The sequence below is a fragment of the Cognatilysobacter terrigena genome (genome assembly GCF_004361065.1).
Taxonomy (GTDB): Bacteria; Pseudomonadota; Gammaproteobacteria; order Xanthomonadales; family Xanthomonadaceae; genus Cognatilysobacter; species Cognatilysobacter terrigena.
In genome coordinates this window covers 44,608-56,446 of sequence record NZ_SELT01000001.1, presented here as the reverse complement: position 1 = coordinate 56,446, position 11,839 = coordinate 44,608, and the positions used below count along the sequence as shown (strand labels likewise).

Genomic DNA, 11,839 nt, shown 5'->3' with positions numbered 1-11,839 from the left:
CCACTGGCTCGGGCTTCCGCAACGCCGACTCCCCCTGTCGCTTCCGCAGGCGAGAGCCCGCGTCCGTGCCGGCGCGATGGTCTGCGTCCGACTCTGGACCCGCCGCCTGGGCGGGTTCGGACGAGAATACGTGATCGGTCCGCGGATAAAAGAGCCCCGACGGGCAAGCGAACCGGCCGGGCGGGCTGTACCGCGACCGCCCCGGCCCGTACCCTGCCGCCGGTGAACGGGCCGGCCGCTGCCACCGACGACGAGCTGATGCGCGACTGGTGCGCCGGTGACGTGCGCGCGTTCGAGCAGCTCTACGCCCGGCACAAGGGCCCGCTGTACCGCTTCGTGCTGCGACAGCTGCGCGATCCGGCGACGACCGACGAGATCTTCCAGGACGTCTGGCAGCGGGTGATCGCGGCGCGCGAGACGTGGCGCCCGGACGCCGCATTCAGCACGTGGCTCTACCGCATCGCCCACAATCGGCTCGGCGATCACTGGCGCGCCGCCAAGCATCGCCCGGCCGCGCCGGCGGACGCCGAGGCCCGCCTGGAGGCCCTGGCCGACCCCGAATCCCCGGAACGGACGTTAAGTGACTTCGAGCAGCGCCGTCGCCTGCGCATGGCGCTGGACGAGTTGCCGCCCGAGCAGCGGGAAGTGGTCCTGCTGCGCCTCGAGCAGGAGCTCACCCTCGAACAGATCGGGGACATCACCGGTGCCGGCCGCGAGACCGTGAAGTCGCGCCTTCGATACGCGATGGACAAGCTGCGCGCGAGACTTTCGACATGACCGCCCGACCCACCGAACCGTCGCACGACGCCCTGTCCGCTGAAGAGCGGGAGCTGGCTGCGCGCCTGGCGCGGCTGGATGCGTCGGCGGGTCCGTCGTCGGCGCTGGACGCGCGCATCCTCGCGGCCGCCCGTTCGGCTGCGGCGCCGGCATCCACCTCGACCTCGACGATGCGTCGCACGCGCCGCTGGCCGAGCGCCGTGGGCGCGGCGGCGGTGCTCGTCGCGGCGGTCGGTCTCGCGTGGCAATTGCGGCCGATGTTCCAGCTGCCGCCGCCTCCGATTCCCAGCGAGCACGCCGGTCAGGGCAAGGGTGCGGGCGCCGAGGCCGACACCGTGGTGCAGGTCGAGACGGTGCCGCGTCGATCGGCACCCGCGATGGCGCCTGCGCCGAGCGAGGTCGTGGCCCAGCCGGTTCCGCCTGCGGCCGCACGCAAGGCGACGCCGGCGGTTGGCGGCGGTGCGCCCCGCGTCGAGCACCGCGCGCCCGTGGCGACCGCGGCACACCCGTCGTCGCACGACTTCGTCGATGAGGCCGTTCCCCCGCCTCCGCCGCCAGCCCCCGCTGCGGCCCCCGAACCGCGCGCGTTCGCGGCGCAGTCCGCCAAGGTTGCTGCCGATGCGGCTGCGGGTAATGCCGCGCCCGTCGCGGATGCCGCCGCCAGCCGCGTGCAGCGTCGCGAGGCGGTCGCCGCGGCCAGCGCGCCCCTGCCGGACGTCTCCGCCGATGCCCGCCTGCCCACGCGCGACTGGCTCGTCCGCATCCGCGCACGCCGCGATGCCGGTGATGTCGCCGGGGCGCGCGCCAGCCTCGCGCGTTTCGTCATCGCGCACCCGCGCGTGGCGGTGCCCGCCGACCTGCGCCCGCTGCTGCGCGACGACGACCCGTGGTCGCCGTGACGCATCGATGCTGACGCTGGCCGGCCCCGCGTCCGCCACGCTCGAGGTCAAGCACAGTCGGTTCGTCGCGCAGGCTGCGCCGGTCGCCTCGCCCGACGCCGCGCTCGCCTTCCTCGCGCAGGTGCGCGACCCGGCGGCGACGCACAACTGCTGGGCGTATCGCATCGGACAGGACTACCGCAGCAGCGACGACGGCGAACCGTCGGGCACGGCAGGCCGCCCCATCCTCGCGGCGATCGACGGGCAACGCGTCGACGGCGTCGCGGTGGTCGTGACGCGCTGGTACGGCGGCATCAAGCTCGGCGCGGGCGGACTGGTGCGCGCCTACGGCGGATGCGCGGCCGAGTGCCTGCGGCTTGCCGACAAGATCGAACGCATCGAAACCGCAGTGCTGCGCTTGCGCTTCGGGTTCGCCGACACCGGCGCCGTGCACGCTGCGCTCGCCGCAGCGGATGTCGCACGCACCGATGAACATTTCGACGGCGACGGGGTCGAACTCGCCCTCCGCCTTCGCGCCGATCGCGTCGAGGCCTTGAAAGCGCACCTGCGCGACGCCACCCGGGACCGGGTCCGCCTGCTGGAAACCTCCTCCGATGCCTGACGCCGCTGACGGCGCTTCCCCCGCCTCGCGCCTCAAGGGGCTGCGCGCGCTCTGGCCGTTCGTGCAGCGTCATCGCGGGCTGCTTGCCAGCTGGCTCGTCGCGCTGGGCATCTCGTCCGCGGCGACACTGACGTTGCCCGTCGCGTTCCGTCGCGTCATCGACCACGGCTTCGCGAACGGCACGCCACATGCGATCGATGTCGCGTTCCTTCCGTTGATCGGCGTCGTCGCGGTGCTCGCGCTCGGCACGGCGGCGCGGTTCTATTTCGTGTCGCTGCTCGGCGAACGTGTCGTCGCGGATCTGCGCGATCGCCTCTACGGCCACCTGCTCGCGCTCGACGCGGCCTTCCACGACCGCACGCGCTCCGGCGAGCTCGTTTCGCGCCTAAGCGCCGATACCGAACTGCTGCGCACGCTGGTCGCATCGACGATGTCGATCGCGTTGCGCAGCGCGGTGACCGTGGTCGGCAGCGTCGTCATGTTGTTCGCGACGAGCCCGCGACTCGCGGCGTACGCGATGGTCGGCATCCCGCTCTCCGTCGCGCCGATCGTCATCGGCGCGCGGCGCATGCGGAAGATCGCGCGCGCGAGCCAGGATCGCGTCGCCGATGCGAATACCGTCGCGGCGGAAACGCTGGGCGCGATCGCGACGGTGCGTGCGCATGCGCGGGAGTCGTACGAGCGCACCCGCTTCGGCGACGCACTGCGCATGGCCGTCGCGACCGCGCGCAAGCGCATCGGTGCGCAATCGATCGTCACCGCAGTGGCGATCTCGCTGGTGTTCGGCGCGATCACCGTGGTGCTGTGGCTGGGCGCGCACGATGTCGTCGCCGGCCGCATGACGGGCGGCGTGCTCGTCCAGTTCCTCATCTATGCCGCAGTCGGCGGCGGCTCGATCGGTGCGCTCGCCGAAGTCTGGAACGAGCTGCAGCGCGCGACGGGCGGCATGGGCCGCATCGCCGAACTGCTGCACGAGACGCCGCAGGTGGTCGCGCCAGGCACGCCGCGTGCGATGCCCGTGCCCGTCGCCGGTGGCATCGAATTCGACCACGTCGACTTCGCGTATCCCGCCGAGCCCGGCCGCACGGTGCTGCGCGACTTCAGCCTCCGGGTGCGCCCGGGCGAAACCGTCGCGCTGGTCGGCCCGTCCGGCGCCGGCAAGAGCACGGTGTTCTCGCTGCTGATGCGCTTCCACGACGTGAGCTCCGGCGCGATCCGGATCGACGATGTACCGATCGACAGCGTCGACCCCGTCGACCTGCGCGGTGCGATCGCACTGGTCGCGCAACATCCGACGCTGTTCGCGACGAGCGTGCGCGAGAACGTGCGCTACGGGCGACTCGATGCCGACGATGCGGCGATCGAGCGCGCACTGCGCGCCGCGCACGCGGCCGACTTCGTGCACGCGCTTCCGCAGGGCCTGGACACGACGGTGGGCGAACGCGGCGCACGCCTGTCCGGTGGGCAACAGCAGCGCATCGCGATCGCACGCGCGGTGCTGCGCGATGCGCCGATCCTGCTGCTCGACGAGGCAACCAGCGCGCTCGACGCGCAGAGCGAAGCCGCGGTGCAGGCGGCGCTCGACGAGCTGATGGACGGCCGCACCACGCTGGTCGTCGCGCACCGCCTGGCTACCGTGCTCAAGGCCGACCGCATCGTGGTCATGGAAGGCGGCCGCATCGTCGCCGAGGGAACGCATGCGGACCTGATGGCGCAGGGCGGGCTGTACGCAGAACTGGCGCGCCTGCAGTTCATCGACGACTGAGCGTTACGCGGCGTCCGCATTGCGGCGACCGCTCGAACGCATTTCGACCGCACGACACGTGACGCGGCGACGTGATGTCGCGAAGTGCGACATGCATCGGACAAGGCGCGTTGGATGCGCACGTGCCACGTCCATCGTTGAGAGCCCGTGCGCCGCAGGCCGCACGCCTTACAGCGCCCGACCCACGTCCAATAAAAAGGCCCCGCCGGAGCGGGGCCTTCGGGAAACGGTACGCAGCGGACCGTCAGGCCGGAACGACACCCGAAGCCTGCATGCCCTTCGGTCCCTGGGTGACCTCATAGGACACGCGCTGGCCTTCCTGCAGGCTGCGGAAGCCCTTGGAATTGATGGCCGAGTAATGCACGAACACATCGGCAGTGCCGTCTTCAGGCGAAATGAAGCCGAATCCCTTCGCATCGTTGAACCATTTCACGGTGCCGTACTGCATATCCTTGGTGACCTCATGCTGGGTGCGTGGGCGCGCCGCGATGCCCACCGGGTCGCAGCCGCGCGGCCGAGTATGCAAAACGGTTCAGGCTGTTGACAATCGTCCTAGCGGGACGCGTCGGACATGCGGTCGAGCAAGGCGCCGAGCAGCGCAGGCAGGTGCGCCGAGGCCGCGGCGACGTTGTCCAGCACGTCCTGCAGCGTGATCACTTCGTCGACCTGCGGACCCGCGCCCGCGGCCCAGTTCGCGACGATCGCGAGGCAGGCGTAGTCGAGCCCCAGCTCGCGGGCGAGCCCGGCTTCGGGCATGCCGGTCATGCCGACGAGGTCGCAGCCGTCGCGCCGCATGCGCGCAATCTCGGCGCGCGTTTCGAGGCGCGGGCCCTGCGTCGCGCCGTAGCAGCCGCCGTCGACCAGCGGGACGCCGGACGCCTGCGCGGCCGCGAGCACCGCGGTGCGCAGCGACGGCGTGTACGGCTCGCCGAAGTCGACGTGCAGCACCTCGCTTGCCGCGACGCCAGTGGCGTCGCCCTCGCAGATGGTCGAGATGCGGCCCCAGGTGTAGTCGATGACCTGGTCCGGGCACGCGAGCACGCGCGGGCCGAAGCGCTCGGTGATGCCGCCGACGGTGTTGAGCGCGAGCACGCGCGTCGCGCCGACGGCCTGCAACGCCGCGAGGTTCGCGCGGTAGTTGACGAGGTGCGGCGGCAACGAATGGCCTTCGCCATGGCGCGCGAGGAATGCGACGCGATGCCCGGCCAACGTGCCGATCCGGATGGGCCCGGATGCCCGTCCGAAGCGCGTTTCGGGCTCGTGCGATTCCACGTCGTGCAGCTCGGCGAGTTTGTAGAGGCCGGTGCCGCCGATGACGGCGAGTGCGATGTCGCTCATGTGCGTATCTGTCGGTTTCGATGCGACGCGCGGCGGCGCGACGCGTGGCGTGGCGTGGCGTCGATGCGATCAGAGTTCGGCGAGTGCGGCGTCGGTCAGCGCATAGATTGCCGGCAGGTTGCGGCCCTGCTCCTGGAAATCCATGCCGTAGCCGAAGACGTAACGATCCGGCACGTCGACGCCGAAGTAGTCCGCGCAGACGCCTTCGACGCAGCGGTCGTGACGCTTCACCGCGAGCGCGGCGATGCGCACGTCCGCAGCGCCCTCGTCGCGGCACCACTGCACGATGCCGCGCAGGGTGTGGCCTTCGTCGAGGATGTCGTCGGCGAGCAGCACGCGGCGACCCTTGAGCGACGTCGCCGGACGATGCTTCCACGTCAGCTCACCGCCCGTGGTGCCGCTGCGATAGCGCGTCGCGTGCAGGTAGTCGAACTGCAGGTCGACGCCGAGCGCGCCCACCTCCATCGCTAGCCGACCCGCGAACGGCAGGCCGCCGTGCATGACCGTGAGGAACAGCGGCACGCTGCCCTTGAAGTCGTCCGCAATGGGTTGCGCCATGCGCGCGATCGCGCCGTCGAGCGTGTCGCGATCGTGGATCAGGTCGCTGTTGGCCAGCGCCCAGGCGAGGTCGCGCGCCATGTCAGGCGAGGCCTTCGATGCGCTGCTTGGTCGTGCTGTAGCGATCGTCGGCGAGCAGTTCGCGCCAGCCGAACGGGCCGCGACCGACGAGCGCGGCCATCGCCGCGGTATTGAGCTTGCGACCTTCGACGGCGGCCAGCGATTCCGGCACCAGCTCCGGATGGCAGACGAGCACGACGTCGCAGCCGGCGTCGAGGTGCGCGTCGATGCGCGCCTTGATGCCGCCCGCGGAGAACGCCGCGGCCATGCCGATGTCGTCGGAGAACACGACGCCGCGGAAGCCCATCTCCTTGCGCAGGATGTCCTCGATCCACCGCTTCGAGTAACCCGCCGGATCGGGATCGACGGCCGGATATTTGACGTGCGCCATCATCACCGCGTCGGCGCCGGCATCGATGCCGGCCGCGAACGGCACGAGGTCGAGCGCGCGGATTTCCTCGAGCGGACGCGGATCGACCGCCTCGTCGAAATGCGTGTCTTCCAGCACCGAGCCGTGGCCGGGGAAATGCTTGAGCGTCGCGGCCATGTCGGCGGCGTGCATGCCGTCGATGTAGGCGCGGGTGAACTCGGCGATGACCTGCGGATCCGCCGAGAACGCACGATCAACGATGGCGCGGTTGCCGCGGCCGAGATCGACCACCGGTGCGAACGAGAGATCGACGCCGGTCGCGCGCACTTCGCTGGCCATCAGCCAGGCGTGCTCGGTCGCGAGCTTGAGCGCGCCTTCGGGATCGCGGCGGTAGAGCTCGTCGAACTTCTCGAGCGGCGGGAAGGCGGTGTAGCCATCGCGGAAGCGCTGCACGCGGCCGCCTTCCTGGTCGACGCAGACCAGCTGGGGCCGCGGCGCGGCCTCGCGGATCGCCTGCGACAGCTCGGCGACCTGCTGCTTGGACGCGAAGTTGCGGCTGAAGAGGATCACGCCGCCGCAGGCGTCGTGCTGCAGCCAGTCGCGCTCCTGCGCGGTGAGTTCGGTGCCGGCCACGCCGATCACGAGCATGTGGGGACACTCCGGTTGCGGATTCGGGCCGGCATTGTGCCCCGGACGGCGTCGACGCGCAGCGGCGGGGTTACCAGGTCGAATACGGCCGGCTGGCGAGCGCGAGGTTGTAGTAGCGCGGCTGGTCGGTGACCTCCTCGCCGAGCCAGTCCGGGCGCTCGTAAGCGGCATTGGCGTCGTCGAGCTCGAGCTCGGCCACGACCAGCCCGGCGTTGTCGCCGAGGAACTCGTCCACTTCGAACGTGCGGCCGCCGAGGTCGACGTAGTGACGCACCTTCTCGATCTTCCCGCCGACCGCGAGCTTGAGCAATGCGCGTGCGTCGTCGACCGGGACCAGGTAATCGAACTCCTGGCGCGTGGTGCCGAGCTCGCGCGATTTCATGTTGAGGTAGGCCTCGTCGCCCTGGATGCGGACACGAACGGACACGTTCATCGCACCGGCGTCGAGCGTGGCGAGGTCGTTGAGGTAGGCCTGCGCCATCTCGACGCTTCGGTTGGCCTGCGCGCGCCAGGCGTCGGAGGTCACCAGGAACTTGCGTTCGATTTCGAGGGGCATGGCGAAGTCTCCGTAAACCTGAAGCCAGGAAGCGGGTGTTTCTCCCGCGTTGCGACGCGTTGAAATTGACCGCGCTGCGGATTTATCCACGGCGCGGTTCGAATACGGCGATCGATTCGACGTGCGCCGTATGCGGGAACATGTCCATCACGCCCGCGGCCTTCAGCGTCCAACCCTTTTCGTTGACGAGGAAGCCCGCGTCGCGCGCCAGCGACGCCGGATGGCAGCTCACGTAGACGATGCGCTTGAACTGCTTCAGCGGCAGGTGCGCGAGCACGAAGTCGGCGCCTGAGCGCGGCGGATCGAGCAGCAGCTTGTCGAACGATTCGCGCATCCACGGCTCGCCCGAGAGATCCTTCGCGAGGTCGGCGGCATGGAACTCGACGTTCGTGATGCCGTTGTGCGTGATGTTCTCGCGCGCGCGGCGTACGAGGCCGGCCTCGCCTTCGACGCCCACGACTTCGCGCGCATGGCGCGACAGCGGCAGCGTGAAATTACCCCAGCCTGCGAACAGGTCGAGCATGCGCTCGTCGGGCTGCGGATCGAGCAGCTGGATCGTGCGACGGATCATGTGGCGGTTGAGGCCTGCATTGACCTGGATGAAGTCGAGCGGACGGAAGTTGAGTTCGACGTTCCAGTCTTCGAGACGGAACGCGAGCTTCGGCTCGGTCGGATCCAGCGGATGCACGCTGTCAATGCCGCCGGGCTGCAGGTAGATCGAGAACCCTTGCTCGCGAGCGAACGCCGCGAGCTTCTCGCGATCGCCCTCGGTGAGCGGCACGAGGTGACGGAACGTCAGCGCGATCGCGTCGTCGCCGGCGATGAATTCGATCTGCGGGATTTCGCGGCGCGTATCGAGGCTGTCGACGAGCGCGGAGATCACGCCGATCCTCGAACCGATCGCCGGAATCACCGTGTGGCATTCGGCGATGTCGGCGACGAAGCGCGGATCGGCTTCGCGGAAGCCGACCAGTGTCTTGCCCTTCTTCTCGACGCGACGCACCGACAGGCGACCCTTGCGTCGATAGCCCCATGCGGCGTCCACGAGCGGCTCCAGCACGGTCTTCGGCGTGACGTGGCCGATGCGCTCGAGGTTCTCCATCAGCACGCGCTGCTTGGCGACGATCTGCTTGGCTTCGTCGTAGTGCTGCAGCGCGCAGCCGCCGCAGGTGCCGAAGTGGCCGCAACGCGGCGCGACACGTTCGGCCGCGGCCTCGACCACTTCGACCGCACGCGCTTCGTCGAACGAGCGATGACGCGCGGTGCGCACGGCGACCACCTTCTCGCCGGGCAATGCGCCCGCGACGAAGACGGCCTTGCCGTCCGGCAGGCGCGCGACGCCGCGGCCGTCATGGGTGAGGTCGGTGATGTCGACGGGGAACGGAGTGAGATCGAGACGGGCCACGGCACACGCAACGGAAAGTCAGCCGCGCATTGTCCCAGAAACGCCCCGCCCGCCCTGAACCGGTTCCGCAAAAGGCGACGGCCCGCCGAAGCGGGCCGCCGTTCGGCGCCCCGGGGCGCCTCCCAAAACCGTTACTTCTGCTTCCAGCCGCCGCCGGACTGGTACCACCAGCCGCTGCGTGCGCTGTCGATCCACTGCTTCGCGAAGACCTCGCGGATGCGTGCCTCCCACTCCGGGTGGCCGTTGGCGACCGCGACCTCGCGGTACACCGCGGCGCGGTCGCGGTTGTCGTCGGCCACCGCCTTGTTCATCGACACGCGATCCGGCAGCGCGAGCTTGGACGCGTCGCGCACGGTGATCATGCCGTCGGCGGTGAAGCCGAGCGCTCCGGCCTCGAAGCCCTTGCGCAGGTCGCTGTCGAAGCGCTGCTCCATGCGCGCCTGGATCGCCTGGATCGCGGGCGTCTTGATGGTGATGTCCGGCGACGACTGCGCGTACGCGCTGCCGATGCCGACCAGCGAGGCGAAGTCCACGCGCGCCAGCGTCGCGGCGGCGCGCTCGCTCCACGGCGTCTCGATCGACGCGCTGCCACCACCCGGCTTCACCGGCTCGACCGGCTTGGCGTTCGGGTCCGCGATGACCTTCTCGACGAACTGCTTCGCCGCTTCGCGCGCCTCCGCGGCGGGGAAATACACATTGATCGTCACGCACGCGGTGAGCGCGACGGCGAGGGGCGGCAGCATCATCCAGCGGCGCATGGGACGGTCTCCAGTCGGTTGAGGCGATCGTGCAGAAGAATGCGTGAAGCGGGGCGAAACGTGAACAGGGGTCAGTGGACGACCGGCTTGGCCTCGCCCTTCCCCACCGCGACCAGGCGCTCGACCAGCGTCGGCCAGTCGACCCGGCGGTTGATGCCGATCACGGTGAGCCACGGTATGCCGCCACCTTCGACGATGCTGAAACTGTTCGGCCCGCGCGGCGAGAGTCCGCCCATCTCGCAGACCTCGTCCGCGAGCCGGCAGTCGATGCCGATCGCCGAGTACGCGAAGTCGTCGAACAGGCCGATCAGCCGGGCCTGCAGACCGCCCGCGAACGACGAGTCGCCGACGCTCGAGAGGTCCTGCACGGCGCGCTGCGAAATGCGCTGGCGCACGCCCACGTGTTTGTCGGTGCGCAGGTGCGCATCGAATGCGACCGGCTGCCAGTCGACCAGCCGCAGGCCGTTGAGATGGCCGTCGAGCTTGCCGGTGATGCTGCCGAAGCCGAGCACGCCGGTGAGCGATTCGAGGTCGAGATCGTCGAACGCGATGTCGGCGCTGAGTGTCGGCGCGACGCCGAACGGGCGCTCCATCGACAGCGCGGACACGTCGAGGCGCCCACCGAACAGCGCCATCGACAGGCCACCGTCGAACACGAGTTGCTGCGCGGCGTAGTGCGCGTTCGGAATGCGGCCGGACAGCTGGCCGGTGAATGCCGGCAGACCGAGCGCTTTCGCGAGCTCGCCGATGTCGAGGTTCTCGACGTCGAGGCCGAACTGCGCGTTCGCGCCCGCGTCGCCCGTCGGCGGCTGGATGGACAGGTGGTCGAACCGGACGCGCCCGCCGAGCATCGGCACGTCGACGGGCTGCGCGAACGCGATGCGCCCCGCTTCGCTGCGCATCGGCAGCGTCGACGCGCCGAAGTCGAGGCCATAGACGTGGCCCGAACTCCAGCGCAGCGCACTGTCGACCGGCACATCGGCGGAATAGCGGATGTCGCCCTCGAGGCCACGAAAGGCGAAGCGCCCCTTGGGGTCATCGACGTCGACGGCGGCGAGTCGTGCATCGGCTGCGCGCAGCCCCTGTTCGCCGAGGTCGACATGCGCGTCGAGACGGCCCCGCAGCGCGAGGTCGTCGAGGCCCGCGGCATCCAGCCAGCCGGTCAGATACGGCGCCTTCAGCCCCGCGAGGTCGGCGCTGTGCACGTCGGCCTGCAGGCTGCGCAGTGCGGCGTCCGGGCCGAACGCCGCGCCTCCGCTCGCCTGCAGCACGCCGTCGTCGCGCCAGTCGAAACGCGGGATGCGCCAGCAGCAATCGCCGCGCTGCTCGGCATCGATCGACAGATCGCCCATGCGGCCCGCGAGTGCCAGATACGCGGTGCCGAACAGCAGCTCGCCGTCGCCGAGGCGCCCGCGCAAGGCGACGCGATCGGTCGCGCCCAGCGTCATGTCGAGGTCGAGTTTCGCGTCGAGCCCCTGCGCCGCGATCGTCCCGTCCGGCGTGTCGAACCCGACGTCGCGCAGGGTCAGCGGGCCCTTGATGCGCAGGTCGTGGTTCGGCGTCGTCACCATCAAGTGCGCATCACCCGAGCCCGATTTGAGCTGCCCATCCGCCCACGCCTTCGCGAGCAACGCATGCATCCATGCGAGCGGAATCGCGGAGAGATCGACGCGCGTCGCCTCGCCCGTGGTGCGATCGCGCTCGACGTGGATGGTGCTTGCGCCACGCGCCAACATCGCGTCCACGCCGCTGTCGGACAGGTCGATGCGCAGGCGCATGCCGCCCTCGCGCGTGACGGCCGGCCCGTCGCAATGCCAGCGGCTCCAGCCGTCGCGCCGCAGCACGCAGCGCCAGTCGAGCGACGAGAAGCGGTAGCCGAGATCCGGCGCATCGACGCGGTCGGCACGCAGGCGTAGTGCGCCTCGCGGTGCATTGGCGGGCCAGTCCACGTCGATGCGGACGCCGGACATCGTGCCCGTCGGCAGCGTAATGCGTGCGATGCGTGCGTGCGCCGACCGCGCGTGCGCAGGCGCGGCCGCCAGCAACGTGGCGGCCAGCAGCACCGCGACGATCGCGCGTACGATGGGCATCGCCACGAGGATAC

General features: G+C 70.3%; 12 protein-coding genes. 4 read left to right on the top strand and 8 right to left on the bottom strand.

Annotated elements, in window-relative coordinates; genetic code table 11:
• Nucleotides 1-222: 222 nt before the first annotated feature.
• From EVS83_RS00315 to EVS83_RS00300, 4 genes are read left to right on the top strand one after another with little or no spacing between them, the layout of a single operon-like run.
• Nucleotides 223-777 (top strand): RNA polymerase sigma factor, encoded by a 555-nt coding sequence (locus EVS83_RS00315; protein WP_133498400.1) that lies wholly within the window; start codon nt 223-225, stop codon nt 775-777.
• Nucleotides 774-1,676 carry a hypothetical protein gene (locus EVS83_RS00310; protein WP_133498398.1) on the top strand — a complete coding sequence of 301 codons (903 nt, stop codon included), beginning with the start codon at nt 774-776 and terminating at the stop codon, nt 1,674-1,676. The genes EVS83_RS00315 and EVS83_RS00310 overlap by 4 nt, the downstream gene beginning before the upstream one ends.
• Before the next feature lie 7 nt (nt 1,677-1,683).
• A complete protein-coding gene (locus EVS83_RS00305) occupies nt 1,684-2,277 on the top strand; it encodes an IMPACT family protein (protein WP_133498396.1) in 594 nt (197 codons plus the stop codon).
• Nucleotides 2,270-4,042: an ABC transporter transmembrane domain-containing protein gene (locus EVS83_RS00300; protein WP_133498393.1), complete on the top strand. Its 1,773-nt coding sequence runs from the start codon at nt 2,270-2,272 to the stop codon at nt 4,040-4,042. The genes EVS83_RS00305 and EVS83_RS00300 overlap by 8 nt, the downstream gene beginning before the upstream one ends.
• Nucleotides 4,043-4,286: 244 nt before the next feature.
• Here the strand turns inward: EVS83_RS00300 and EVS83_RS00295 are convergent, their stop codons facing one another.
• The 8 genes from EVS83_RS00295 to EVS83_RS00260 form a co-directional block, all read right to left on the bottom strand.
• Nucleotides 4,287-4,490, bottom strand: coding sequence for a cold-shock protein (locus EVS83_RS00295; protein ID WP_133498928.1), 204 nt, complete (start codon nt 4,488-4,490; stop codon nt 4,287-4,289).
• Nucleotides 4,491-4,594: 104 nt separating this feature from the next.
• Nucleotides 4,595-5,380, bottom strand: coding sequence for an S-methyl-5'-thioinosine phosphorylase (locus tag EVS83_RS00290; protein WP_133498391.1), 786 nt, complete (start codon nt 5,378-5,380; stop codon nt 4,595-4,597).
• 69 nt (nt 5,381-5,449) lie between these two features.
• Nucleotides 5,450-6,019 (bottom strand): hypoxanthine-guanine phosphoribosyltransferase, encoded by a 570-nt coding sequence (locus EVS83_RS00285; protein WP_133498389.1) that lies wholly within the window; start codon nt 6,017-6,019, stop codon nt 5,450-5,452.
• Between the two features lies 1 nt (nt 6,020).
• The gene (gene nagZ / locus EVS83_RS00280; RefSeq protein ID WP_133498387.1) at nt 6,021-7,016 is read right to left on the bottom strand and encodes a beta-N-acetylhexosaminidase; all 996 of its coding nucleotides are present in this window, start codon (nt 7,014-7,016) and stop codon (nt 6,021-6,023) included.
• Between the two features lie 70 nt (nt 7,017-7,086).
• Complete coding sequence (locus EVS83_RS00275; protein ID WP_133498385.1) at nt 7,087-7,572, bottom strand: CYTH domain-containing protein; 486 nt, start codon at nt 7,570-7,572, stop codon at nt 7,087-7,089.
• An 82-nt stretch (nt 7,573-7,654) separates the two neighbouring features.
• Nucleotides 7,655-8,977, bottom strand: a complete 1,323-nt coding sequence (gene rlmD / locus EVS83_RS00270; RefSeq protein ID WP_133498383.1) for a 23S rRNA (uracil(1939)-C(5))-methyltransferase RlmD — start codon at nt 8,975-8,977, stop codon at nt 7,655-7,657.
• 131 nt (nt 8,978-9,108) lie between these two features.
• Nucleotides 9,109-9,735, bottom strand: coding sequence for a DUF1318 domain-containing protein (locus EVS83_RS00265; RefSeq protein WP_133498381.1), 627 nt, complete (start codon nt 9,733-9,735; stop codon nt 9,109-9,111).
• A 71-nt stretch (nt 9,736-9,806) separates the two neighbouring features.
• A complete protein-coding gene (locus EVS83_RS00260; protein WP_166636729.1) occupies nt 9,807-11,825 on the bottom strand; it encodes a translocation/assembly module TamB domain-containing protein in 2,019 nt (672 codons plus the stop codon).
• Nucleotides 11,826-11,839 lie beyond the last annotated feature (14 nt).